The organism is Pedobacter gandavensis (assembly GCF_014172405.1).
In the GTDB taxonomy this organism is placed as follows: domain Bacteria; phylum Bacteroidota; class Bacteroidia; order Sphingobacteriales; family Sphingobacteriaceae; genus Pedobacter; species Pedobacter gandavensis.
In genome coordinates, this window is sequence record NZ_WNXC01000002.1 from 286,786 (window position 1) to 313,226 (window position 26,441).

23 protein-coding genes and 1 tRNA gene are annotated in these 26,441 nt (G+C 40.3%); 6 read left to right on the forward strand and 18 right to left on the reverse strand.

The window, feature by feature from the left end:
• The first annotated feature begins 8 nt into the window (after nt 1-8).
• Nucleotides 9-1,061 carry a class 1 fructose-bisphosphatase gene (fbp, locus tag GM920_RS09080; protein WP_182956037.1) on the forward strand — a complete coding sequence of 351 codons (1,053 nt, stop codon included), beginning with the start codon at nt 9-11 and terminating at the stop codon, nt 1,059-1,061.
• 33 nt (nt 1,062-1,094) lie between these two features.
• On the opposite strand, the gene rnhA is transcribed toward fbp, so the two are convergent.
• Complete coding sequence (gene rnhA / locus GM920_RS09085) at nt 1,095-1,568, reverse strand: ribonuclease HI (RefSeq protein WP_182956040.1); 474 nt, start codon at nt 1,566-1,568, stop codon at nt 1,095-1,097.
• A gap of 176 nt (nt 1,569-1,744) precedes the next feature.
• On the opposite strand from rnhA, the gene GM920_RS09090 reads away from it, so the two are divergent.
• Nucleotides 1,745-1,821 (forward strand) — tRNA-His (locus GM920_RS09090).
• Between the two features lie 197 nt (nt 1,822-2,018).
• On the opposite strand, the gene GM920_RS09095 is transcribed toward GM920_RS09090, so the two are convergent.
• Nucleotides 2,019-2,843 carry an energy transducer TonB gene (locus GM920_RS09095; RefSeq protein ID WP_182956041.1) on the reverse strand — a complete coding sequence of 275 codons (825 nt, stop codon included), beginning with the start codon at nt 2,841-2,843 and terminating at the stop codon, nt 2,019-2,021.
• Between the two features lie 261 nt (nt 2,844-3,104).
• On the opposite strand from GM920_RS09095, the gene GM920_RS09100 reads away from it, so the two are divergent.
• Together GM920_RS09100 and GM920_RS09105 are read left to right on the forward strand one after the other, a co-directional pair.
• On the forward strand, nt 3,105-5,291 hold the full coding sequence (locus GM920_RS09100; protein WP_182956044.1) for a glutamine synthetase III family protein: 2,187 nt from the start codon (nt 3,105-3,107) through the stop codon (nt 5,289-5,291).
• A gap of 117 nt (nt 5,292-5,408) precedes the next feature.
• A complete protein-coding gene (locus GM920_RS09105; protein ID WP_182956047.1) occupies nt 5,409-6,590 on the forward strand; it encodes an AIR synthase related protein in 1,182 nt (393 codons plus the stop codon).
• A gap of 566 nt (nt 6,591-7,156) precedes the next feature.
• Here GM920_RS09105 and GM920_RS09110 read toward each other — a convergent pair.
• Both GM920_RS09110 and GM920_RS09115 read right to left on the reverse strand, forming a co-directional pair.
• Nucleotides 7,157-9,319 carry a S46 family peptidase gene (locus GM920_RS09110; RefSeq protein ID WP_182956049.1) on the reverse strand — a complete coding sequence of 721 codons (2,163 nt, stop codon included), beginning with the start codon at nt 9,317-9,319 and terminating at the stop codon, nt 7,157-7,159.
• A gap of 62 nt (nt 9,320-9,381) precedes the next feature.
• Nucleotides 9,382-10,602 carry an MFS transporter gene (locus GM920_RS09115; protein ID WP_182956052.1) on the reverse strand — a complete coding sequence of 407 codons (1,221 nt, stop codon included), beginning with the start codon at nt 10,600-10,602 and terminating at the stop codon, nt 9,382-9,384.
• A gap of 120 nt (nt 10,603-10,722) precedes the next feature.
• Between GM920_RS09115 and GM920_RS09120 the strand changes: the two genes are divergently transcribed.
• On the forward strand, nt 10,723-11,595 hold the full coding sequence (locus GM920_RS09120; RefSeq protein ID WP_182956054.1) for a LysR substrate-binding domain-containing protein: 873 nt from the start codon (nt 10,723-10,725) through the stop codon (nt 11,593-11,595).
• Between the two features lie 310 nt (nt 11,596-11,905).
• Here the strand turns inward: GM920_RS09120 and GM920_RS09125 are convergent, their stop codons facing one another.
• From GM920_RS09125 to GM920_RS09170, 10 genes are all read right to left on the reverse strand, one after another.
• Nucleotides 11,906-13,015 carry a metallophosphoesterase gene (locus tag GM920_RS09125; protein WP_182956056.1) on the reverse strand — a complete coding sequence of 370 codons (1,110 nt, stop codon included), beginning with the start codon at nt 13,013-13,015 and terminating at the stop codon, nt 11,906-11,908.
• A gap of 16 nt (nt 13,016-13,031) precedes the next feature.
• Entirely contained in the window at nt 13,032-14,489 is a 1,458-nt protein-coding gene (locus GM920_RS09130; protein ID WP_182956059.1) for a RagB/SusD family nutrient uptake outer membrane protein, read from the reverse strand.
• Between the two features lie 12 nt (nt 14,490-14,501).
• On the reverse strand, nt 14,502-17,795 hold the full coding sequence (locus tag GM920_RS09135) for a SusC/RagA family TonB-linked outer membrane protein (protein WP_182956061.1): 3,294 nt from the start codon (nt 17,793-17,795) through the stop codon (nt 14,502-14,504).
• A gap of 235 nt (nt 17,796-18,030) precedes the next feature.
• Nucleotides 18,031-19,182, reverse strand: coding sequence for a FecR family protein (locus GM920_RS09140; RefSeq protein WP_182956065.1), 1,152 nt, complete (start codon nt 19,180-19,182; stop codon nt 18,031-18,033).
• 72 nt (nt 19,183-19,254) lie between these two features.
• On the reverse strand, nt 19,255-19,833 hold the full coding sequence (locus tag GM920_RS09145) for an RNA polymerase sigma factor (protein ID WP_182956068.1): 579 nt from the start codon (nt 19,831-19,833) through the stop codon (nt 19,255-19,257).
• A 170-nt stretch (nt 19,834-20,003) separates the two neighbouring features.
• Nucleotides 20,004-21,359 (reverse strand): MBL fold metallo-hydrolase, encoded by a 1,356-nt coding sequence (locus tag GM920_RS09150; RefSeq protein ID WP_182956069.1) that lies wholly within the window; start codon nt 21,357-21,359, stop codon nt 20,004-20,006.
• 127 nt (nt 21,360-21,486) lie between these two features.
• Complete coding sequence (locus GM920_RS09155; protein WP_182956072.1) at nt 21,487-21,900, reverse strand: DUF6691 family protein; 414 nt, start codon at nt 21,898-21,900, stop codon at nt 21,487-21,489.
• 10 nt (nt 21,901-21,910) lie between these two features.
• Nucleotides 21,911-22,474: a YeeE/YedE family protein gene (locus tag GM920_RS09160; RefSeq protein ID WP_182956635.1), complete on the reverse strand. Its 564-nt coding sequence runs from the start codon at nt 22,472-22,474 to the stop codon at nt 21,911-21,913.
• A 30-nt stretch (nt 22,475-22,504) separates the two neighbouring features.
• Nucleotides 22,505-23,299, reverse strand: a complete 795-nt coding sequence (locus GM920_RS09165; RefSeq protein WP_182956075.1) for a sulfite exporter TauE/SafE family protein — start codon at nt 23,297-23,299, stop codon at nt 22,505-22,507.
• A 67-nt stretch (nt 23,300-23,366) separates the two neighbouring features.
• Nucleotides 23,367-24,008 (reverse strand): Crp/Fnr family transcriptional regulator, encoded by a 642-nt coding sequence (locus GM920_RS09170; protein WP_182956078.1) that lies wholly within the window; start codon nt 24,006-24,008, stop codon nt 23,367-23,369.
• A gap of 89 nt (nt 24,009-24,097) precedes the next feature.
• Here GM920_RS09170 and GM920_RS09175 point away from each other — a divergent pair, with 89 nt between their 5' ends.
• On the forward strand, nt 24,098-24,670 hold the full coding sequence (locus GM920_RS09175; RefSeq protein ID WP_182956081.1) for a DUF417 family protein: 573 nt from the start codon (nt 24,098-24,100) through the stop codon (nt 24,668-24,670).
• Here GM920_RS09175 and GM920_RS09180 read toward each other — a convergent pair.
• The 4 genes from GM920_RS09180 to GM920_RS09195 all read right to left on the reverse strand — a co-directional run bounded on the left by GM920_RS09180 (nt 24,667) and on the right by GM920_RS09195 (nt 26,332).
• Nucleotides 24,667-24,900 carry a hypothetical protein gene (locus GM920_RS09180; protein ID WP_182956084.1) on the reverse strand — a complete coding sequence of 78 codons (234 nt, stop codon included), beginning with the start codon at nt 24,898-24,900 and terminating at the stop codon, nt 24,667-24,669. The genes GM920_RS09175 and GM920_RS09180 overlap by 4 nt on opposite strands.
• Nucleotides 24,901-24,918: 18 nt before the next feature.
• Complete coding sequence (locus GM920_RS09185) at nt 24,919-25,437, reverse strand: plastocyanin/azurin family copper-binding protein (protein ID WP_182956086.1); 519 nt, start codon at nt 25,435-25,437, stop codon at nt 24,919-24,921.
• 86 nt (nt 25,438-25,523) lie between these two features.
• Nucleotides 25,524-26,120 (reverse strand): Crp/Fnr family transcriptional regulator, encoded by a 597-nt coding sequence (locus tag GM920_RS09190; RefSeq protein WP_182956089.1) that lies wholly within the window; start codon nt 26,118-26,120, stop codon nt 25,524-25,526.
• Nucleotides 26,117-26,332: a hypothetical protein gene (locus GM920_RS09195; RefSeq protein ID WP_182956092.1), complete on the reverse strand. Its 216-nt coding sequence runs from the start codon at nt 26,330-26,332 to the stop codon at nt 26,117-26,119. Before GM920_RS09195 ends, GM920_RS09190 begins: the two co-directional genes overlap by 4 nt.
• Between the last annotated feature and the right edge of the window lie 109 nt (nt 26,333-26,441).

Genomic DNA, 26,441 nt, shown 5'->3' on the forward strand with positions numbered 1-26,441 from the left:
TAAGCAATATGTCAGGCATCAAAACACTAGGCCAATTTATCATTGAAAAACAAGCTGATTTTTCATACGCAAAAGGAGAGCTCTCCAGATTGCTTCGGGATATAGGAATTGCAGCAAAAATCGTGAACAGAGAGGTCAATAAGGCCGGTTTAGTCGACATCCTCGGGGATGCAGGAACAGTAAACATCCAGGGCGAAGGCCAGAAAAAACTGGACGTTTTTGCCAATATCCAATTCATCAGTGCACTCACCAGTGGTGGTGAATGCTGCATTGTAGCTACTGAAGAAGAAGATGAATTTGTACGTATTGACTCTCCCGTTTCCAAAAACGCGAAGTACATCGTATGTATTGACCCGCTGGACGGCTCTTCAAATATTGATTGTAATGTAGCTGTAGGAACAATTTTTTCCATTTACCGCAGAAAATCAGTTGAAGGAGAAGCGACATTAGCTGATGTATTACAAAAAGGTACGCAACAAGTGGCTGCAGGATACGTAATCTACGGTTCTTCCACCATGCTTGTATATACTACAGGAAAAGGCGTAAACGGTTTCACACTCGATCCTTCTATAGGAGAATTTTGTCTATCTCACGCCAACATGACCATTCCAGATGGTGGAAACATCTATTCTTTAAATGAAGGAAATTACGTTCACTTTCCTGAAGGCGTGAAAAAATATCTGAAATATGTACAGGTTCACGATGAAGAAACCAACAGACCATATACTTCCAGATATATCGGATCTATGGTTGGAGACATCCACAGAAACCTAATTAAAGGTGGTATCTACATCTACCCTACTACTGCAAGCTCACCAAATGGAAAATTAAGACTCTTATACGAATGCAATCCGATGGCTTTCATTGTAGAGCAAGCTGGCGGAGTTGCCTCTGACGGTTTCAATAGAATCCTCGAAATTGAGCCTACGGAATTACATCAGCGTAGCTCTATTTTCATCGGCTCTAAAGAGATGGTCAATATGGCAGAAGGAATGATGGCTGAATTTTCTGCGGAAAAGAATGCAAATGCTGTCGCCCCAAATTTAAAACAAGTAGGTTAACCAATACACAACACCAATAGAGGTATAAAGAGGCTATAATAAGGTTGCCTTATTTCGCTCTTTTTCAAACTCTACATCTATAGCTAAGGCAGCTTTATTTTTACCTGCCGCTACAGCCAATTCATCACAACGCTCATTCTCTGGATGGGCGTTGTGACCTTTGATCCAGACGAATTTCACATCATGCAATTTATAGACTTCCAGGAAACGCATCCAGAGGTCCTTATTCTTTTTACCTTTAAAGCCGATCTTTACCCAACCGAATACCCATTTCTTCTCTACAGAGTCCACCACGTACTTAGAATCGGAAACAACAGTCACCTGCTGCCCCGGAGTTTTTATCGCCTTTAGACCTTCAATTACAGCCAACAATTCCATCCGGTTATTTGTCGTCATTCTAAAGCCGCCACTCAATTCTTTATAATGCTTTCCTGAACGCAAAATCACCCCATAGCCACCTGGCCCAGGGTTTCCACTTGCTGCTCCGTCTGTAAAAATCTCAATCATATCTGGACAAATCTATGTTTTTAAGCTTTAACTGCAATCTACGAAGGATAATAAATATTATTATGAAAATTAAATATGCTGAAATTGAATCGGTTAAAAGAAAAGAGGATACTAAACCTCAAAAATATTTGCATTAAATAATATTAATCGTACTTTTGTGACGTTGAAAAAACATGGTGGTTTTAGCTCAGTTGGTTAGAGCATCGGTTTGTGGTACCGAGGGTCGTGGGTTCGAGCCCCATATTCCACCCCAGTTTTGAAAGCAGTCTGAAAAGACTGCTTTTTTTTTGCCTATTATTTTTCTTAGAACATCCGGCTCACCGACGCTAAAAGAAGCACCGGTCACCAGTTTCTGGTAATGGCCATGTACCTATATAAAAGGGAGTGATCCAAAAACCACTCCCTCCAAGTTGTACTTATATTAATATATACTATATCAAACGCTACGATTTAACGCCCCAAAGCAAAAGCCAATGGAATCGTATACCTTACCCTAACCGTCTGCTCATTTTGTTTGCCTGGTTTCCATCTCGGAGATTTACGAATCACTCTTAAGGCTTCTTCATCACAACCTGAACCAATGCCACTGATCAGTTTTACGTCGGAGATTGATCCATCTTTCTCTACCACAAAGCTAACCATCACCCTTCCTTGTACGTCCTTCTCTAAAGCCAAATCAGGATATCTCAGATTTCTCTGTAGATATTTTGCCCAGCCTTTCATCCCTCCTTCAAACTCCGGATACACTTCCACACCAGATGCGTTGTAAATCTGATTGTCGACTTCTGCAGTACCACCAGCACCAGAATCGCCTCCACCAGTCCCTCCTTTTCCTGCTTCAGGTAAAGCTTGCAACTTGGTTTCCAATCCCGCCTGAGTGACCGGACCTGCCACAGCATTCTCCATTTCCTTTAATGTAGGCGGTTCCGCGACCGGATCTTTAACAACAATTGGACTTGAAACTGCCTTATATGTTTTTAACTTCTCCTTTATCGGTTCCAATTTTGGGGACTCTTCCTGTTTTTTAGGCGCTGGATTTTCTAAAATCGAGCGGAGCTCCACAATTACCTCCTTACTTGTTACAACATCCGGCTGACGATTGAGCATGGTCAGTAAAAATGGCATCACAAACAATGGGGTCGCAATTAACAGGGAGCGGAAGAGGATCTTAGAAGACTCAGCCCTCAATACAAAGGCACCATAATTTTGGTTTCTGTTTTTGAATACAAGGTCGAGCCACTCTGACTTGTATAAGCTTGAAGAGAAGTTTAACATAATTCTAAGGGTTTAATTTAACTGATGATGGAATTATGCACGACATTCCATAATCAGAATGCGTTTTTATCAGTTTAGGTGAAAAAGCACAAAACAGCTAAACAGAATACCCAACAAGGCTATTTTTAACCCAATTTTCCAAAAAACACCAAAAAACCAGAAATATTTCTTTGAATATTTAACGACATTCGTATTTTTACAAACAATTCAAGAGAAATACCAAACAAAAAATATATTTTTGATCAAATTTTAAACAAATAAATGAAAAGCTTAAGGACAACTGCATTAAAAGAGGCACAATCAAGAATTTCACCAGAAGTAAAGTCGCCTTCGACTAAGATTTCTGAGTTTTTCGGGGTGAATGTTTTTGATAAGAAAAAAATGAAAGATTTCTTATCAAAAGAGGTATTTGAAAAATTGGTTTCATCAATTGACCAAGGTGAGTTGATCAATCATGAAGATGCTAACCACATCGCTACAGCAATGAAAACCTGGGCTATTTCTAAAGGTGCAACACACTATACGCACTGGTTTCAGCCATTAACAGGATCTACTGCTGAAAAACATGATTCTTTCTTTGAGCCAAGTAAAGATGGTGCAATTGAAGTTTTTGCAGGAAGTGCATTGGTTCAACAAGAGCCAGATGCTTCAAGTTTCCCTAATGGTGGTATCCGCAACACTTTCGAAGCGCGTGGATATACTGCATGGGATCCTTCTTCTCCAGCTTTCATTATGGAAAGCAAAGCAGGTAAAACACTTTGTATTCCTACTGTATTCATTGCTTACACAGGTGAAGCCCTTGATTATAAAGCCCCTCTTTTAAAAGCATTATCTGCTTTAGATAAAGCTGCAGTTGACGTTTGTCAGTATTTTGATAAAGGCATCACTAAAGTGAGCGTTTCTCTAGGTATTGAGCAAGAATATTTCCTGGTTGACCGTGCCCTATACAATGCCCGTCCCGATTTAGCTTTAACTGGCCGTGCCTTATTTGGACACATCTCTGCAAAAGGACAACAATTAGAAGATCATTATTTTGGATCTATCCCAGAGCGCGTGTTCACTTATATGGTTGATTTTGAAAACGAAGCCTTGAAATTAGGTATTCCTTTGAAAACTCGCCACAATGAGGTTGCACCTTCTCAATTTGAGTGTGCACCGATTTATGAAGAAATCAACCTTGCCATTGACCACAACCAATTGTTGATGGACTTAATGGAGAAAGTTGCAGTAAAACATAACTTCAAAGTGTTATTACATGAGAAACCATATGCAGGTATCAATGGTTCAGGTAAACACAACAACTGGTCGTTAATCACGGATACCGGCAAAAACTTATTGTCGCCAGGAAAAACGCCTAAAAACAACTTGATGTTCTTAACGTTCTTCGTGAATACCATCAAAGCTGTACACGAACATGCAGACCTGTTAAGAGCTAGTATTGCTTCAGTGAGCAATGACCACCGTCTAGGTGCTAACGAAGCTCCACCGGCGATCATTTCTTGTTTCCTTGGTTCTCAATTGAACGATGTGTTAGATGAAATCGAATCTTCAAGAAGCATCATTAAAAAAGTAAAAAGCGAAGACTCATTATGGTTAGGTATTCCTAAGATCCCACAGATCTCTTTTGATACGACCGACCGTAACCGTACTTCTCCTTTCGCCTTCACAGGTAATAAATTTGAGTTAAGAGCAGTAGGTTCTTCTGAAAACTCTTCTGCTCCAATGACCGTATTAAATGCAATCGTTGCAGATCAATTGACTAAATTCAAAGTTGAAGTTGATAAATTGATCAAAAAAGGAGAGAAAAAAGATGTGGCCCTATTAACCATCATCAAAAAATACCTTAAAGAATCAAAAGACATCCGTTTTGAAGGAAATGGTTACAGCCAGGAGTGGGAAGATGAAGCTGCAAAACGTGGTTTATCAAACATCAAAACTACACCTAAAGCACTTGATGCTTATATCACTGATAAAACTACGGAGCTTTTCGCAAACACAAACATCTTCAGCAAACGTGAATTACACGCCCGTCATGAGATTTTGTTAGAAAGCTATTACAAGAAACTTCAAATCGAAGCAAGGGTAATGGGCGAAATGGTAAACAGCATTATCATTCCAGCAAGTATCACTTACCAAAATGTATTGATTGAAAATGCCAAAGGTCTAAAAGAACTTGGTTTATCAAAAGAAGCATTAGAAACTCCGGTTAACATCATCAATAAAGTATCAGAGCACTTGAGCGGTCTTAAAGTAAATATCGATAAGATGTTGGAAGAACGTAAACAAACAAATGCGATCGAAGATAGTCGTGATAAAGCAATCGCTTACGATGAGAAAGTGAAATCATACTTCGATACAATCCGTTACCACACAGATAAATTGGAGCAAATCGTTGATGATAGCGTATGGCCTCTTCCAAAATTCAGAGAATTGTTGTTTTTGAAATAGAAAAAACACCATATTCCATTAAATTTTAATTTTTATAACCCTTCAATGAATTTTGAAGGGTTATTTTTTTATTCTTAACGCCTCAACATTCCGGCGTTTCCCTATCTTTGCAACAACATGAGTGATAACAGGTACAACCAACGTGGCGTTTCTGCGTCAAAAGAAGATGTGCACCAAGCCATCAAGAATATAGATAAAGGTATTTTTCCGCAAGCCTTCTGTAAAATCATACCTGATATTTTAGGGAATGATGACGCATTTTGCAACATCATGCATGCAGATGGTGCCGGAACTAAATCTTCCCTCGCCTACGTATACTGGAAAGAAACAGGCGATCTTTCCGTATGGAAAGGAATTGCTCAGGATGCCATCATCATGAACATCGACGATTTGATTTGTGTCGGTGCTACAGACCAAATCCTTTTATCTTCTACCATCGGACGTAATAAAAACCTGATCCCAGGTGAAGTAATTGCAGCCATTATCAATGGTACTGAAGAAATCCTTGCAGAACTTAGAGAATTAGGCATCTCCATCTACTCTACAGGTGGTGAAACTGCTGATGTGGGCGACCTTGTACGCACAATCATCGTAGATTCAACAGTAACCTGCAGAATTGAAAGAGAGAAAATCATCAGCAATCATAAGATTCAGGCTGGAGATGTAATTGTTGGCCTTTCCTCTTCCGGACAAGCGACTTACGAAACAGAATATAATGGTGGTATGGGTTCTAACGGACTTACTTCTGCCAGACATGATGTTTTCGACAAATCTGTGGCAACAAGTTACCCGGAAAGTTTCGATCCTTCCGTTCCTTTTGACCTGGTATTTTCTGGTGGCAAAAAGTTAACAGATACCATCAAAATTGATGAGGATACAGAAATTACCGTAGGAAAGCTGGTTCTTTCTCCTACTCGTACTTATGCTCCTGTGATAAAACAGATCTTAGACGCTTATAGAAGTCAGATTCACGGTCTTGTTCATTGCAGTGGTGGTGCACAAACTAAGGTGCTTCACTTTGTAAATGACGATGTTCACATCATTAAAGACAATATGTTCCCTGTTCCTCCATTGTTCCAGTTAATTCAGGAGCAGTCTGGTACAGATTGGAAAGAAATGTACAAAGTATTCAATATGGGTCATAGAATGGAATTGTATGTTCCTGCAGCAATTGCTGAGGATATTATTGCCATTTCTAAAAGCTTCAATATCGATGCGCAGATTATTGGCCGTGTAGAAGCTTCTGAGCAGAAACAAGTAACAATTGAAAGCGACAAAGGTACCTTCGTTTATAACTAGATTTTTTTCATAAAATTTGTAAAACCGGTGATTTTATTGCCGGTTTTTTTTATTTGGTGAAATTGAGTAAGTAAAAAAAGAACACCTCGCTCTTCAAAGGCAGCAAGCCTTGCGCTGAAGGGCGAAAAACCTGCTATGCCTTCTCTGAGAAGGTATTCCTTTTTTTAGCAGAACTTTCTTGGTCCTTGCAATTCGACACGAGAAGATTACAAAAAAAAGGTTATTCAGCAAGATTATTAAGCCTTTTTTTTAAACAGCAAACCATGCAGAGTACTTAAACAGGGCTACTAAACAGGCTTGTTAAACAAAACCTGATAGGTGGAATTGTTAAAGACAACCGACTAAAAACAAATATCCAACCTATAAAAAAAGGGACCAGACGTACCTCTGATCCCTTTTCTGTTTTCTGCATCATGACTAAAACACCTTACCGGCAGTAAAATTATGATGCAGTATTACTCTTTTAAAAATAAAGGATGTTCCTCTTTGACTACCTGCGAAGGTTTGCCCTTCAGCAAAGATTCGAGTAGGAGAAGAGAGAATATCCTTTATTTTCGAATAGAAAATTATTTTTTAATCGACAACTCGTTGATAATGTTTTTCGCACCACCTAACACATCAATACACCACAATACGTAGCGCACATCCACACAGATCGTACGTTTAAATTTCTTATCAAAAGCGATATCACCACTCATTGCTTCCCAGTTACCGTCAAAAGCAAGACCGATTAACTCACCATTACCATTGATTACCGGAGAACCTGAGTTACCACCAGTAATGTCATTGTTCGTGATGAAGTTTACAGTTAAAGTACCGTCGTTACCATACTGGCCGAAGTTCTTTTTGTTGTAGTTTTCAATCAGGTTGGCAGGAAGGTCAAACTCACTGTCGCCAGGAATATATTTTTGCATCATACCATCAATAGTGGTAGTCGTTTTATACACGATACCATCTTTAGGAGAGTAATCCTGAACATTTCCATAAGAAAGGCGCATCGTAGAGTTTGCATCTGGATACATCAGTTTACCTTTGTTTTTCTCCAAAGTAGCTTTTAGGTACAAATGATCAAGGTCAGCTTTTTTAGTTTCAAAATCAGCTACTAAAGAACCGAAGTTGGTTTTAATGTAATCCGGAGCGTAAACATTAGCGGCATATTTATAACCTGGATCAGCTTTAACAGCTTCTAACGAAGGGTTGGTTGCTAAGAAGGCTTTCAATTTCGCTGGTTTAATCAAGTTACTATTTTCCCATAGGTAATCTGCGAACTTCTCGAAAGTAGTTTCAGGGTTTCCTGTCCAGTATTTTTCTGAGATTTCAGCAAAGAATTTAGGCTGAGATTTCACAGGAACATCCTGATAGAAAGAAGCCAGGATTTTAGCGAAAATCTTTTTGTCTGCAGCTTCTACATAAGTTTCCTCATAAGTATTTGCAGCATGTTGAAGACTTGTTTTCACTTTTTCAGCGAAAGCAGCATCTCCTTTTTTCTGATCTACTGCAGCATAAGAACGTACGATAGAAATCGCGTTAGGCACCCAGGCAGAAGCCATAAAGCCTTCATTGATATAAGTACGTTGTACAGAGATCGGGTCAATTTCTTTATAGATTGCAGCGTATTGATCCATCAGACCAGCAAATTCAGTTTTCTGAGCTGCCCATTCCGTGAAAGCTTTCTCTTCTTTTCTTTTTGAATCAGCCACTTTAAGTCTTTTCAACTGCTCAGTCTGACCAATAAAATACTTCCAATAGTTGGCAATATTTGCATATTGAGAAGACAATTTTAAGCGGGTATCTACGCTTTTATCCATTTCTTGTTTCCAGGATTTAAGGCGGATATCACGTAATTTAACGATAGTAGGACTTACTTTTTCTGTTGCAAGATCCACACCGTAAGAAGTTAAATATCTATCAGTACGACCAGGATAGCCATAAACCATAGAGAAATCACCATTTTTCACACCTTTGATCGAAACCGGAAGGAATTTTTTAGGCGTATAAGGAACGTTTGCTGCCGTATATTTTGCAGGTTTGTTGTCTTTAGCAGCATAAACTCTGAACACAGAGAAATCTCCTGTTTGACGAGGCCATTCCCAGTTGTCAGTATCACCACCAAATTTACCGATATTCTGAGGAGGCGCACCTACCAAACGGATATCGTCGAAACGCTCGTATACAAAAAGAATAAATTGGTTCGATTTATAAAAGTCCTTTACATTCGCTTCGATCGTTGGACCAGTTACTGCGGCTTTAGAGATCGTATTGAATATTTCTAACATCTTAGAAGATTTTTCAGCACCTTTAAGACCTTTTGTAGCAGCTTCAACCTGAGGCGTTACATCTTCCATTTTCAATAGGAATTTCACAAATAATCCATCGATAGGCTTCTCTTCACCATAATTTTTAGCGTAGAAACCATTGTCAAGGATGTTATTTTGAGCAGTGGAGTTCGAGGCAATCGCATCGTAACCACAGTGGTGATTGGTAAAGATCAAACCTTTATCGGACACAATCTCACCAGTACAGAAGCCACCGAAATGAACGATTGCATCTTTCAGACTGGAACCATTTGCATTGTAAAGGTCTTTTGCGGTTAGCTTAAACCCTTGCTTTTTCATTTGCTCATAGTTCTTTCCTATCAGCATCGGGATCCACATCCCTTCATCTGCTTTAACCGTGTTTGCAAAGGAAAAAACCAATGCACACAACAGCAGATAAACTGTTTTTTTCATGATATAATAAATTAGTTAGTGATAGCCAAAGTTAAGTAATTGTGACCATTAATAGGTACTAATTACAAGCTTACCGTCTTTCTCTGCGCAGATTTACTTCTATAAATCACAAAACCGATGGTCGCAGCAATGCCGATTAGTCCTTCCATGAAGATGGCTGGTCTTGGGCCCATTACATTAGCCAACCAACCAATCAGCAGACTGCCAATAGGAAGAATCCCCTGGTAAGCCATTACATAATAGCTGATCGCCCTGCCACGCATCTCCGGAACCGAATGTGTTTGGATGTAAGTATTGATGGCTGAAGTTTGTCCCATCATCCCTACGCCCGTCAGTGTCATGAAAAACAGCGCTACGGGCAGTTGTGGGGCGTAGGCCAAAAACAGCAGACTTCCTCCCAGAATCCCACCGGCGATGGCCACCATTTTCATCAGACCATTGCTGTGTTTCAGGTTCGCCAGATAAACGGCACTTAGGATGGAACCCAATCCTGCTGCACTCTCAAACCAGCTGAAGGTTCTGGCATCCCCATTAAAAATATCTTTGGCAAAGATCGGCATCAGCGTATTAAAAGGAATCACAAACAGACTACTTAGCCCAATCATGATCAGCATACTACTTAGATCTCTATCGCCGGAAACATATTTAAAGCCTTCTTCCAGCTCTTTCCAGATACTTTTCTCCGATTTCTCAATCACGATTACATTTAAGCGCATCATAAATAAGCAGAGCAAGACAGGAATGTAACTCAGGAAATTCAATACAAAGCAGAAATCTGTTCCGAAGGTGCTTAAAATGATCCCTGCAACGGCTGGCCCGGCAATACGTGCAAAGTTGACCATGGTAGAGTTCAGTGCAATTGCATTTGGAAGGTCCTCTTTATGGTCCACCATTTCCACCATTAAGGATTGCCTGCAAGTCATGTCGAAAGCATTGATGATCCCCTGAATCAAACTTAGTGCAATGATGAGCAGGATGTTGTAGTAGCCAAAAAATATGATCCCAGCCAGGGCGCCTGCCTGAACCATCGAGGCAATCTGTGTGAGCACCAGAATATGGTAGCGGTTATGACGGTCTACCAGACTCCCCGCATAAGGGGATAATAATAAGGAAGGAATCAGACTCACAAAACCAACAACCCCCAACAATAAGGCAGAACCTGTCAATTGATAAACCAACCAACTCACCGCCGTCTTCTGCATCCAGGTACCCACCAGAGAGATAGATTGTCCGTAAAAAAACAGTTTAAAGTTGCGGGATTTGAGTGATCTGAATAATGTCATGCGGGGTTATTTTCTAAGCTTTTTGCTTCGAAACAAATTTCGGGATAAAGAATGTATCTGTAAAATTGATTGTTTTAATGATATTAATTAGTTTTAACGATTAATACCAGCTAGATTATTATGGAATTCAGACAGCTCAGTTATTTTATTAAGGCCGCAGAGTTATTACATTTTACAGAAGCTGCTGCGCAGTGTTTTGTCACCCAGTCTACTTTATCACAACAGGTGAAGCAACTGGAAGAAGAATTGGGGATGCTGCTTTTTGATCGCGTAGGCAAGCATGTACAGCTCACCGAAGCCGGAAAATTATTCCTAAACCATGCCAGACAGATCATGCTGGAAATCAAAAAATCAAAGCAAGCGATCTTTGAATTGAACAACCTGGTGAATGGGGAATTAAGAATTGGGGTAACCTATGCCTTCAGTTCCTTACTCCTGCCCTCCCTCACCCCTTTCTCCAACAAATACCCGGGCATTAAGCTGCACATAGAATCCGGTATTGCCGGCGCTCTGGAAGCCAGACTTAAAACCGCAGACTTAGATTTTATCTTAGCCTTTCATGAACAATCTGACAATGAAGGACTGGAAATGCAACTGCTGTTCTCTTCCAGGATTAAAATGGTGACCTCAAAAAAACATCCTTTAGCGAAATTAAACCGGATCTCTTTGAAAGAATTGGCGCAAACGGAAATGATTCTGGCAAATAAAGGATTCAGCTCCAGAGACATGCTCGATGAGATTTTTAAGAAAAACAATATCATCCCTAACATTAAAATAGAAATGAATGATACCCATTCTCTGCTGTCTTTAGTGGATACCGGAAACTGGGTCACCATCATCAATGAAAAGGCAATCACTGGCTGGGATAACCTGATTGCAATCCCCATTACCGGGAAAGAATTGTACAAAGAAGCTTATATCTTATGGCAAAAAGGGGTATTTAGAAAAAAATCAGCAACTCTTTTTATAGAAGAGCTGCTGAAAATAGTATAAGAGAGCGGACAAATACCTCCATATTTCACTCCCCCCGGAATGATTTGATATTGCCCATTTTTCATGGACAACCGACAAAAAATATTGCCAGCATATCAAAATATCCTACCCCTCTAGATACTTGGACTAAAACTAATACAAATTATTGACAATAACCATAGATTAAAACATTAATTAACAAATTAATATATTCCCATACAGAAGGAATACTTATACTCTGCTAAGATTTAATACTATTAATTGGCAAAAAAAAAAGAGTTGCCGGTATGGATGATCCATACCAGCAACTCTTTCTAACCCAGCCCCAATATTAATACGTGCCGATAGTTGTTTTACTACCCGTGGTATTGATTTTAAACCAGGTTTTATTTTCATATAAAGCACCTTCATGTTTCCCGGCATGTTGGTTCACGTCTATTCCCAGTACCTTTCCTTTATAGTAAAAACCTACATTGGTATCGGTAATCGTATGGCCAACAATAATGGTTTTCACCTGATACAGTGCCAATGTCTGATCGACCTCTGCTTCTGTTGCTTTCGGTTCTACAAAATATCCCCTGTACCAGAATAAAGAAGACCGTCCGCCATCAAACAATAGCTCAACTGCCTTATCGGGAATTGTGATTGATTTTCTGTCCTGATCATAAAAGGGCCTGCAACGGTCATTGATTTCCTTCAAACTCATCTTCAAATCATTGATAACCGGAGCTACACCTGCGTGCAGACAAAGGTTATCGCCAATCTTTTCAATCAGGTTTTTACTTCTTAACCAGCGCCCTATCTCCGCATCCGGACCATATAACTCCATGTAATCCAGCTCCATCAGCTTTGCATTGCTCATATATTTTGGCTGGACATAGCGTAGGTCGCCACTTAAGTTCATGATGTCATGGTTGCCCAGAATCGTGTGCAGATAACCTCCTTTGGCCTTTGCATCCTGTTCCAGCTTATACAACAACCAGATCGTGGCCGGTACCTCTTCTCCGCGGTCAAATAAATCACCGCAAATTACCAGTTGCCCTTTACCAAAGGTCCAGTTATATTGCTCATCCATCACCTTATTGGCCAGCAGGAGCTTCCTAAGTGCTTCAAACTCCCCCTCTATATCAGAAAGGGCCAGTAGCTTATCTGGTTGCTTAAATTCTGCAGGTTCATTTTTAAGTGCGGCTTGCAATTTCACAGAGAAATTCCATTCCGGATGCTCAGAAAATTCCACATTTATTGGTACCACAGCTTTTTTACTGACTGGATAAGTTGCTAATTTTACTTTCTGCACCCCGTTTTCCATCACAATACTCCTGACTTCAATCTGGTTGTTTTTATACAACACATAAGGACCGTCTCCTGAGGGAGCAGCAGCGTAGGAAGAAAATGCAATCAAACTGGAAATTAGTGCCAATGTCATCGTTCGTAAATTCATATTGCCTTAAATATAACTATTTATAACCTTCGTTTTGTTCCATGTTAGGATTCGAGTTCATCTCATTCAAAGGAATTGGCAGCACGGTTTTCAAAGAAGTATTAGGGATTGGAAGCACTGCATCACTCATACCATATTTGGTAAAGGCTAATTTATTACGCGTTAAGTCGAACAAACGGTGTCCTTCAAAAGCGAATTCTTTCCTGTTTTCTGTGATGATCAGGTTGATTAAAGCGGTTCCGGTCGCTGTAGTTGTGGTTGCTGTTAAGTCTGCACGTTTAGCAATCACATCAAGATCAGCTGCTGCTAAGGCATCCTTTCCGGTTTGTTTTGCTCTGGCTTCTGCGCGAATCAGGTAAACTTCTGCAAAGCGGATCACTTTGATGCCTTCGTCGTAAGTACTGATGTTATTGTACTTCGTGATCACATACGCTGGATCTTCACCACCTGAACCTGTTCTTTTACTTTTCACAATAAAACCTCTTCTCACATCTGTTGCTTTATAAGCATTGAATAAATTGTCAGTCGCCAGGCCGTCACCATAACTACCACCTTGTGTCAGAAAGTTAGATAATGCATCTGTACCATTGTTGCTGGTCGTATTGAAAAGTACTTCAAAGATCGACTCCGAGTTGCTCTGAGTTCTGAAATTCAAGTAATTCGCATTACTCAACAAAGTATATTTACCATTATTGATCACGTTTGTAGCAGCAAGCTCTGCATTCACATAGTCGCCCATATACAAGTATACCCTGGCTAACAAGGCTTCAGCAGCATAATGACTGATGTGACCTCTGTTACTGGCCGTAAAACCTACCGGAGTAGTCGGCAAGATCTCTACTGCTCTTTTCAAATCTGCCACGATCTGATCATAGCTTTCTTTTACTGTATTCCGCTTTGGGCTGATGATGTCTTCCTTACTGGTACCACTCTCGCTCACCACCGGTACACCGATATGGCTTGCATCTGCAGTCGCATTGTACGGTGCAGCATATAAACGCACCAAATCAAAATTAGCCAAAGCTCTTAACGCATGAGCTTCTCCCAACAGGTGGTTTACCTCTGCAGTTTCTGATTCTGGAACCGTCAATACTTTTCCTTTCGAAATGATGATGTTCGCATTCACTACAGTGCGGTACAAAACATTCCAGGTGGCATTTGCATAGCTATCGTTTGTAGCTACGGTATAGGAATCGTAATTGATATATCTTTTAGAGTTTTTCTTACTGATATACATATTATCTGCCATTAGATCCGGCAAGATCATCATCGTACGACCATAATAGGAAGCAGACTGCAACAGTCCATAAGTACCCATTACCGCAGCTTTAGTAGTTGGTAAATCGATCACCACCAATTCCACATCGGTTTGTTGCTGAGGATTAATGTTAAGAAGGTCCTTTTTACAAGCGCCAAAGGACAAGGCCAGCACCATTAATGGTAATATTTTTGAGGTATATTTTATCAATTTCATCTGTAGCTGTAATTAAAATTTAAGATCAAGACCAAGAAGGGCAGTTTTGTAAATTGGAATGTTTTTATCTGCAAATCCATCAATACCTACTTCAGGGTCAAAGCTGATGCGTTTATCTCTGATGTAAGTAAACAGGTTATTGGCTCTGAAGTAGATTCTTGCGCTGGATAGGTTCAGCTTTTTGATCCATTGATCAGGCATTTGGTAACCTAGCGTTACATCTCTCAGACGTACATAATCACCATCATAAAGGAAACGTGTAGAACTCTGAGAAGAAGAGCCCGATTGCGTTCCGTTGAATACCACTTTAGGCTGATCTGTAATCTGACCTTCATGCGTCCATCTGTTCTCGTAATAGTAACGTGTCATCTTGGTGGTTGGCGCAAAACCTCCTGAGCCGTCGCTAAAGCTTGTTGCACCGTAGTTATCAAAGATTTTATTACCCAAGTTGAAATACAACATGAAGCTTAAGGAGAAACGTTTGTAAGTAAATGCATTCGTTAAACCACCAAATACTTTTGGTAAAGCACTACCTTGATTAAACTGAGTCGCTTTAGTATAGTCGTTTGTAATTTCTGTTTTCGAACCATCTTTATACCACAATGCATCTCCATTTGCAGGATCTACACCTGCATAACCAACCAGATACAACTGATAGTAATCACCACCTACAAAACGGTTGTAACCACTGCCCACAATCGGGCTATTTAATGCGGTAATTCTGTTCTTCATCGTAGAGATGTTGAAACTGGTATTCCAGCCAAAGCCATCATGATCAGGTTTCACATTGACACTGTTTAATTCCAGTTCCAATCCTGAGTTTTTCATGGCACCGATGTTATCCGTAAAGCTGGTTACCCCATTCGTTGCTGAAATTGGTTTGTTCAATAATAAGTCTGAAGTCACACGGGTATAGTATTCAAAAGTACCGGTTAAGCGATTGTTTAACACGCCAAAATCAAGGGCCACATTGAAAGGTTTGTTTTTCTCCCAGGTCAGCAAGTTGTTACCATAGTTGGCGAATACCAAACCTGGTGCATTGTCATAGCTGGAGCCATCGTATAACGCTCTCGAATCGAAGTTACCAATGTCCTGATTTCCATTGATACCATAACTGGTACGGAAGCGCAAATCAGAGATCACATCTTGTTTCAACATAAATTCTTCTTTGCTGATGTTCCAGGAAGCACCAAGGGCGAAGAAATTACCATATCTTTTTTCTGAACCGAATCTGGAAGAACCATCACGACGGGCAGAAACACTTAAATAATACTTCGACAAATAATCAAATGAAGCATTGAAAAAAACAGAACTTAATCCATTACCTGTTGCAGAAGATCCACCACCGGTTAAGATCGAAGCATTGTCTAAAGTATAAGTATTAGGCAGGAAGTTACGTTTAGAAACATAGTTTCCTACTTCATCAACGCTTTGTTCTTCATAACCTGCATAAGTTTTCAAGCCAAAATCACCAAAAGTTTCGTTGTAACGAAGAATCAAGGTGTTTACAAAATTGCTCTTTCTATCTGTAGAATTAGTTGCTCTACCACCATCCGAACGTGAAGTACCTACACCAGATTTGTTGTAGCTGATCATCTCTCTGTACAAGAAATTGATGTTACTTTGGTTCTCAATAGATAAAGAAGGTAGAATTTGATATTTCACTAAGAAATTACCCAGCATCCCGAAAGCATTGCTTTTATCATAGCTCTCTTTTACCTGAGCCATTGGGTTGTACCTGTTGTAATAACTGAAATCATAAGTACCATCATCGTTGTAAGCTTTTAGCCAAGGCTGATAAAGCGTGTACATACGTACTGGATTTCCGAAAGTTCCGCCATCTGCCTGAGTTTGGTTTTTACGGTAATTCACTTGTAATCCAGCAGAAAACGACAACTTGTCGGTCGCCTGATTGGTCAATTTCAAGTTTCCTGTACTACGGCTAAACGCTGAACCCAATAGGGCTGCTTTAGCTATATAGTGACTTCCTGAAACATAAAATTTCGTTTTTTCGGTACCACCGCTGGCAGAAAGATCAAATTGAGAATAATTTCCGTTACGCGTTAATAAATCAAACCAATCTGTGTTGACATTAGGATTTACCCCGTCGTCTATCATTTGTTGATCAAATCCTTTAGGCTTAGGATTATTGGCCCAACCTTCTCTTAAAAGTTCCAGGGATTCATTGGTATTCAGCAGGTCATGACCTTTCACTTTCGTCACCCTGTTACTACCCAACTGAGCAGAAGCACTGATCACGGTTTTACCGACAACACCTGATTTAGTAGTGATTAAAATCACCCCGTTTGCTGCTCTGGAACCGTACATAGAAGCAGCAGCAGCATCTTTCAATACCGTTACCGATTCCACATCAAAATTGTTCAAGCTATTGATTTGACCGGATTCCAAAGGAATACCATCCACTACATACAGCGGACCGCTACCAGCAGTTACAGAGCCAATACCACGGATTCTTACGTTGGGAACCGCGCCTGGCTGTCCAGATCCACTCGAAACTGCAACACCAGCCGCATTTCCTTGCAGGGTTTCCTGAATACTGACATTCGGATTTCCATTAATCACCGCTGCTTTTAACATTTTTGCAGATCCAGTATAGGAAGCTTTAGTTTGTGTACCATAGGCAACCACCATTACCTCAGCAAGATCCTGATTAGAAGGAACCAAAGTAATATTGGCCATCACATCCGCATTTTTAACCTCCACATGAGAGACAAATTTCTCATAACCAACGAAAGTCGCCGTCATTTGATATTTACCAGATTTTGAAAGATTAAAAGCATATTCGCCATTGCCATTCGTTTGTGTAGTTTGTTTAAAATCTTCGCTGGTCAATACAATGCTCACACCTGGAAGCGGTTTTCCGATTTCATCCAATACTTTTCCTTTTAACACCATCATTTTGAAGGCATCATTGGTCATAGAAATGGTCAGGTCTTTTTTTCTCAGCAATACATTATTACCTACCACCTTAAATGTTAAAGGAAGTACATTGGAACATTCCCTCAATACGGTTTCCAAAGAGGCATTTTTCACTTCAATAGACATCCTGGTTTGGCGGACATCCTTACTATCGTAAAAGAACTTATATCCGGTTTGCTTTTTGATAGATTCCAAAATCCTTTCCAGTGGTGCATTCTTTTCTTTTAGATTGATTTGGCTGTATCCTTTTGCACTGGCCTGCATGAAAGCCAGAAACAACAAGATGGTGGTCAACTTCATAATGAGTAGCAATTTAGGGGGCAGCCATGGCTTAGACATAGCTGTAGTAATAGCATTAAAATTCATACTTTTGTAATGTTTGGGTTAATACCGTGAATAGTTCGCAAAATTGTTTGTCCCGGAATACCGGGAAGGGTTAACTCAGCATTTACCGCAGTTGTGCTCGAACACTTCTGCGGTTCTTTTTATACCTTAATTAGGTTATCCCTTGTGCTGGTTAATCCTTTCGTAGTTTTGTTTTCATCTTTTTTGTTTGTTTGGTGTTATGGTTTGGTATTTATAAGTTTTTAGGGATCATTGCTTAAGGTGTGACGATAATCTGCTTGCCATGTACGCTGAAATGCACTTTAAAGAAGCTGAGGATATCTAATACCTGGGAAAGGTTACTATTTCTATCAATCTCTCCGGAAAACTGTCTATCTGGAAGCGTACCTTCATAGCTCACCTCTAAATCATACCAGCGCGCAACGGAACGCATCACACTTTGCAGGTCGGCATCTTTAAATTTAAATACGCCATGTTTCCAGGCGACTGCCTCTTCTTCTTTTCCGTAGTTAACATGGAGCTGTGATTCCGTTAATGCGGCTTGTTGTCCAGGCTTTAAGATCAGTGCACGATCTGCCTTGTCCTTGCTCCAGACTTTTACAGCGCCTTCCAAAAGTGTCGTTTTTGTACTTGGTTCATCGGAATAAGCATTGATATTGAAATGAGTACCTAGTACTTCTACCGTCTGGCTACTGGTCGCTACTTTAAAAGATTTTGCAGGTTGCGATTGGGCCACTTCAAAATAAGCCTCACCAGTTAAACTCACCTCCCTGGCTTCTCCGGCAAAGGCGGTTGGATAACGCAAAGAAGATGCAGCATTGAGCCACACTTTGGTCCCGTCAGGAAGATTGATCTGGTATTGTCCACCTTTAGGCGTCGCAATGGTATTCATGCCTGTTTTTACAGCATTCGTATTTGCAGCGGCAGAAACCGTGTACACCAGTTGCCCATCTTTAGTTTTGGTGATGGTGATGCCCGATTGTTCTGCAAGTTTCCCATTTCCGGCTTCATCAAGGCTGATTTCCTGGCCATTGGCCAAGGTTAATATCGCTTTATTCCCCCCTGGAAGGATGGGACTTTTAGCGCCATAATTTGCTGCAGCTAGTGCTTCTGGATTAACTGTTGGATTCTGGTTACTATAAATATAAACCGCCATCCCCGAAACCAGTATTACTGCCGCGGCAGCAGCGATTCTTGGCCACAAGGTTCTTTTTTTAACCACAGGCTCCTCTGCCTCGATATGTAGGAATAACCTTTCCTGAATTCGGTCCGTAGCCCCTTCCAATTCAATATTGGTCAGCGCTGCTCCTTCTTTTTGGAAATCCAGATACCAGGTTTCTACCATTGCCTTTTCCGCATCCGTACAATTTCCTGCTTTATATTTCTCCAATAGTTCCTGTGCCTGCATACCTGTTTTTAATGCTAATTAACCTATAGACGGTTAGCATTGACCTTGGGCGTAAAAGAAAATGAAAATAATTTAATGCTGGCTGATATATACCAGATAAGCAAGGATACCGAACTTCCCTCTCAGAATTTTAAGCGCATTGTTGACATGCTTTTTAACCGTCATTTCGGAAAGCTCCAATTCCGTCGCAATCTCTTTATGGCTCAGGTTAGCATTTCGACTCAATTCAAAGACGGCCCTCATCTTTGGGGGCAATGCCGAAATTTCCTTTTCGATTAAAGCCCTGAGTTCATTTGCCCGAACCAAATGATCCGTTTCAGCTTCGCTATGGTCTATAAAATATTGCAGGGAGACCATGTATTCGGAAGCTACTTTTTTATGAGAAATCAGGTCAATGATCCGATTCCGAACCGCCTGATAGAGGTAACCTGACAAATGTGTTCTTAAAACCAGGTCATTTCTTTTCGTCCAAAGCACGGCAAAAAGCTCATGAACCACATCATCGGCTTCCGACTGATTTCTTAGTTTTTGATAAGCATGGATATACAATAGCCCTTTATACCGATTGTAAATTTCGGTAAAAGCTGCCTTATCGCCATCCTTCAAATGGGCAACTAAATCAGTATCGGCTAAAGTGGTGTATGAAATCATTGTTTAGGAGTCATTCACAATTTTCTGGAAGATCCTCCCCAATATTAATTAAATTTTCTGAAATAGTAAGTCAGGTCGTATGTGAACAAATTGTTAAGCCTCAGCTAAAATACTAATTACTAATCGTAATCATATTTTTAACTGAGGCTTATTTTATAGTGCTTTTTAGATTAATCCTCCGAATTCCCGAAGTCCTTTACTACTGCACCAAGATCATAAACAGGTGTAATCGCACCAAATTCCGCAGCAATGATGCTACTACCAGCAGCACTTCTGCTCCCTCCTGCACAATGTACTACAATCGGCTTGTCTGCTGGAATTTCCTCAATACGCTCTCTCAGTTCTCCCAAAGGAATATTTTTGGAATGGCTGAATATCTTTTTCTTTTTCACCTCGTTCTCATTCCTGACATCGATAATGGTAAATTCTTCAGGATTGGCAATGAAGCATTCTAAAGGCAATACCGGCATAAATACATCACCAGAATGCGTCACAAAGGCGGCCAGAATGAAGGGTTCATAGCCGATACTTGCCGCGCGATGGATCAGTTCTTCCAATTGATCGGAATTTGCAGCCGTTAGGTAAAAGTGTTCACCGGGTCTGATGATACTTCCCAACCAGGTTTCAAACTTTTTGCCATACACAATATTCACTGCTCCGGGGAAATGACCTTCCTTGAAATCACTCTCAGGACGGGCATCAACCACAATGACAGCGGTATTGAGCGCTTCAAATTCCGGTTGTTTAATCACTTCTACCTGATTTACCTGGGCTTTAAAATGAGGAGCACCTTTTCTGTTCAGGTCTACATCATAACCGAAATATTTAGGAATGAAGGGCTGATCGGCAATCAACGCTTTCATAAAATCACTTTCCGTCATTTCCTGTAGCGACCAATTGCTGATTTTTTCTGCGCCAATCGTACTTGAATTTGCGGTACTTAAAGCTTTACCACATAAAGTACCGGATCCATGTGCCGGATAAACCAGTACCTCATCGTCCAATACCATCAATTTATCTCTTAGGGAATGGTACATTTGAAGGGCTAATTTCTCCCTTTTTGCTTGTAGATTCCCTACTGATTCTCTCAAATCCGGTCTGCCGCAATCTCCGATAAACAAGGTATCCCCTGTAAAAACCGCTTTCGCTTTTCCATCATGCTCCAATAACACAGAAATGCTATCTGGAGAATGGCCTGGGGTATGGATACTTGTTAGTTTTATTTTACCAAAACTAAGTGTTGCCCCTTCATCAAAATGTTCCACCGGATAAGCTGCTCCCGTTAAACTATGGGCATATATAGTTGCTCCGGTACTTTCATGAATCTCCAGGTGGCTACTCACAAAATCAGCATGAGGATGTGTTTCTATGACCCCAATAATCTGGGCATCAAATTTCTTTGCAAATTCATAATAGGGTTCCGGATTACGCGCAGGATCTATCAACACAATCTTTTGCTCACACTCACTCACTATGGCATAGCTGTAATGCGATAAAAACTCATCTTTAAACTGTTCTATAATCATCTTTTATTCATTTAACGTAATAAACTATCTCTCTACCTATTCGCCTTTCTCTATACAAATTTCAGCATTTAAAGGTATTTATTGTGTGATCAATGTCACATATCAAACCCCAATTGATCATTTAATCTTAATGCGGCAGTTTATCTTTTAACAACCCATAAAGATAAGTTCCTAGCAAAGCACCAAAAATGACAATTCCCATGGTCAGGTAACCATAACCCAGGTTCACAAACATGGGCCCTGGACAAGCACCTGTTAAGGCCCATCCCAATCCAAAAATCGTTCCTCCAATGATGTATTTTTTATAGCTACGATCTTTATCAGGGAAAAGAATGGGTTGATTTTCCGCGTCTTTCAATTGAAACTTTTTGATCAGAAAAACAGCTATTACACCCAATACAACTGCTGTTCCAATGATTCCATACATATGGAAAGATTGAAAGCGAAACATCTCCTGAATTCGGAACCAGGAAACCGCTTCTGATTTACTCATGATGATGCCAAACAGAATGCCGGCAAGTATATATTTTATGGACTTCATTGATTTAATTTTAAGGTGTAATTAAGAAGGGTAAAATCAACCAGGTCATCAACAATCCACCGATAAAAAAGCCAATTACAGCGATTAAAGAAGGTACTTGCAAGTTTGACAAACCTGATATTGCATGCCCGGAGGTACAACCACCAGCATATCTCGAACCAAAACCAACTAAAATTCCTCCGGAGAGCAATAGCAACCAGGTTTTTGGAGCGGATAATGCGGCCAGCGAAAACAACTCATCTGGATTCAGCTGCCCATTAAAGTGAATCCCCATCCCTCGAAGATCCTTTACTGTAGCTGCCGATAGCTCCAAGGCATTCGGGTTAGACAGGAACTCGGAGGAAATCCATCCACCGATGATGGCACCAACCAAAAACAACAAGTTCCAACGTTGTGTTTTCCAGTCGAAATCAAAAAACTTAACCTGCTTACCGGCACCGGCCATGCTGCACATCGTCCTTAAATTGGAAGAAAAACCAAAAGATTTACCCCAATAAATGAGCAACAACATAATCAGTATAATCATAAAGCCCGAAAAGTACCATGCCCAGGGCTGCCTTATAAAATCTATCATAGTATTCATTTTATACAATTTAAATATTCCTTAAAACATCAGTTCTTTGGTCAGGATGTAAACACCCATCACCAATACGAACCATCCGAAACCAATTTTCAGTTGCTTACTGTCCACCTTTTTACTGAGGTTACCACCTATAAAAATCCCGACAATCGCAATGAATGTAATCTTCAATAAAAAGATCCAGTCGATATCAAAATGGCCAAAATCTCCGGAAAAGCCGATTAAGGAATTCAAAGCGATGATAAATAGGGAGGTTCCTATAGCCTCTTTCATGGGCAGGCCCAGCAATACCACTAAAGTAGGAATCAGTAAAAAGCCACCACCAGCACCTAACAAGCCTGTGGTTAAACCAATACCAACGCCATACAATAATAATTTAGGCAGGTTTAGATTTTTAGAAACTGAAGATTCTTCCAGTTTATTCTTTCCACTTCTGATCATGGCCGTTGCGGCAATCAGCATGAGTACTGCAAAAAGACTCATCATCAACATGCGTTCTGTCAGCTCGAAATGATTAAAAGAAGCAATATGATGCGGAATTGCAGGAATCAGGAACTTCCTGGTCAGCCAAACGGTAGTTACAGAACTTAATCCGAACAGCAATGCGGTTTTCACCTGGACCTGTCCATTTCTATAATTCTGATAAGCGCCAACCAGACTGGTACTCCCTACGATAAACAAAGAATAAGAGGTGGCCATCAATGGCGCAATCCCAAATAGATACACCAATACCGGCACGGTTAAAATGGAGCCACCACCCCCTACTAATCCTAATGAAATACCAATGAGCGCCGAGGCCAGGTATGCAATAACTTCCATATTTATTTCCTTTAGGACAAAGATGTAAATTCTGCACCTGACTTCGGGTGACTTTTGTCACCCAGTTTTATTTTTTTAACTCAATATAGTTCCTGAATAACTTTATTTCGCCCTTTTGTTCCATTTTCTTGAGTAATCTGGAGATCACTTCTCTGGAAGAATTCAGATCGGAGGCAATCTCCTGATGGGTTAGGTTGAGCTGATTGGTTTCCAGCTGTTCTGCTTGTTTTTGAAGGTAAAAGCTCAACCTTTCGTCGAGTCCGTTGAAGGCAATACCATCTATTACCTGTAATAATTCTTCAAATCTGGCGCGATAAGTTTCCATCACAAAATAATACCAGCTGGGATATTGCTTCATCAGGTCGTCCATCAAAGCGATGGGAACCATTAAAATGGTGCTGTCTTCAATTGCTTTGCCCATAATCTTACTGGATTCCTGCTTGGCCGCACAAATCATGGATAGCGCACAAGCTTCTCCTGGCTGCAGGTAGTACATAAAAAACTCATTCCCATCGGTACCTTCCCGATAAAGCTTTACCCGTCCTTCCACGATCAACACAGTAGACCTAAAATACTGTCCGGTTTGCATCAGGTGTTCGCCGGCTTTAAAATGTTTAATCGTAACCTCTTCAATTAACTTCGTTCTCAAGGCAGGCTCGAACTGAGGAAAAAGCGTATTTATATAATTGCTGATTGGCGTTGAATTCATATTTAGTTTGATTTGTCCATGTAATCTCAAGTATTGTCCATGGCGTAGTCTTTAGACTATCCCGAACTTTGAAGCTTAACTATAAAATTATGTCTTTTTCTTCTTTACTTGAAACCCTTTCGGGTTTATCATCGCTAAGTATCCGTTTCCTCCGCATTGCGATTGCCATTGTGCTGATCTGGATTGGCGGATTAAAAGTCTACAATTACGAAGCGGAAGGCATTGTTCCTTTTGTGGCAAACTCCCCGGTGATGTCCTTCCTTTACGCACATCCTTCCGAATATAAACCTTATATGCAAAAAGAAGGCGAAGCCAATCCGGAGAAAATTGCCTGGCATACGGCCAATCACACTTACCTGTTTTCTTATGGATTGGGTGCTGTGTTGGTCCTATTTGGCATCCTGTTATTGCTCAACAGCTACAACCCTGCTATTGGCATGGCTGGCGCAGCATTAGTCATCCTGATGTCGGTAGTTACCCTTTCGTTTTTAATCACGACAAAAGATTCCTGGGTTCCTGATCTCGGAGATCCAAACCATGGTTTCCCCTTACTTTCTGCCCGGGGCAGACTCGTTGTTAAAGACATCATAATGATGGCAGGTGCTTTTGTTGCTTTATGTGATTCCGCAAAACAATACCTCCATAAGACACAAAACGCTTAATTGTATCTTTTCCCTTTTTGTTTCCAGCTGGAAATATTAAAAAGGAGACCTACTACAATGAACAATCCTCCGGTAAAGGTAAGCCAGGGAAAGGATTTAGCGCCATTAATATTAATTGCCCAATCATGGCCGTCAACCGCATTAACATAGTTTAAATTACGAAAAACTACTAACCCGATGATGGTCATGATTACACCCATCACGATCAATACTTTGCTTGTTGTTTTCATGATCAATATATTTTAAATTTATTCTACAATCAGTTTACCCCGCATTGTGGCAACATGCCCTGGAAAAGTACAGATATAATCATAGGTGCCTTTTTCAGGAACGGTAAATTCAATCGTGTCAGATTCATTACCACCAAGTAGTTTGGTATGCGCAATAATTTTACTGCTTTCAGATTTAGGAATGAAATCATTGTCTTTTGCAGTCAAAGCTTTTTTCGCAAAATCATCAATATCAGTTCCTGGAACAAGCAATACAAAGTTATGTCCCATCACATTTTTATCCATGGTGCCAATGTGTGTAAATGTTAAGGTAATGGGCTTTCCGGCAAGCGCCTTTAATACGGTTTGATCGTATTTCATCTCATCATGAGCTGACAAGGTTAAGGTATTGCTAATTTCCTCTACTGGGGCAGGAGCCCACTGTTCATCTGCGGCTGGTTTTGTAGCATCCGATTTATCTTCTTTTCCACCTCCACATGAATTAAAACTAAAAGCCAAAATCGCCATCAATGCTGTGATACTCAAAGATCTTTTCATTTTTGATAGGTATAAAATTTATAGTACTAACAAAGTTATCGAGAACGGCAATACAATTTTATGATCGAGATCATAAGAACGAAATATCATCTGTACACCTTATGGCGATCTATAAAAAGTTCTCCTTTTTTTTCCAGCGATTTTATGGACCTGATGACTGTCTCCACCCTTACGCCGATGAGATTGGCAATTTGCTGCCGGGTAATTTCCACCAGGTATTTTTGATCTGAAGCGATACAATTCACCTTAATTTTAAAGTAATCAATTAATTTTAATACCCGATGTTCTGGTTCCTGAGAGGAAATCTCAGAAGCCATAATAGACCTAAAATAAAGCCTGTTGGCAAGATTAACCGTTACCGCAAGATGTGTGGTAGGATGCTCCTTCAGCAGCTGCAAAAACTTATCTTTAGGTAGCAAGAAAAGAGAGGAATGGATTAATGCTTCTGCATTAGTCACATAAACATCTTCAATAAATAACGGTGGCTCTCCAAAGCTGTCGTTCACACTAAACAAACTTTGCACAAACTCTTTTCCGTTATCATTAAAATTATTCATTTTGATAGCGCCTGTGTGGATCTGATAATAGTATCTCGGAATATCTCCCTGCCGGAAAAGGATCTCCCCTTTATCAAAAGAAGTCAGCTTAGCGCCAAATTTTAACAGCAAATCTTCCTCAATCATGATCCTTTATTTTTACCTGAGGAAATAAAAAAAACGACCCCAACTGCTATAAATACACCCCCTAAAAAAGCAAGCCAGGGAAAAGACCTCATCCCATTCACATATATAGGCCTCGCATGAGCATCAACTGCATTTAAATCACGAAACATTAATAATCCAGCGATTGTCATCACCATCCCTAAAACGACGAGTGCTATACTTGTTCTTTTCATGAGGAATAATAGGTTTAGGTGTATCCTTAACAGATTTTAGCCGGGAGGCCTTAAACCTAGAACATCAATCCCTCAAACATTGTTTTATAGATCCAATTTTTCAGTTTAA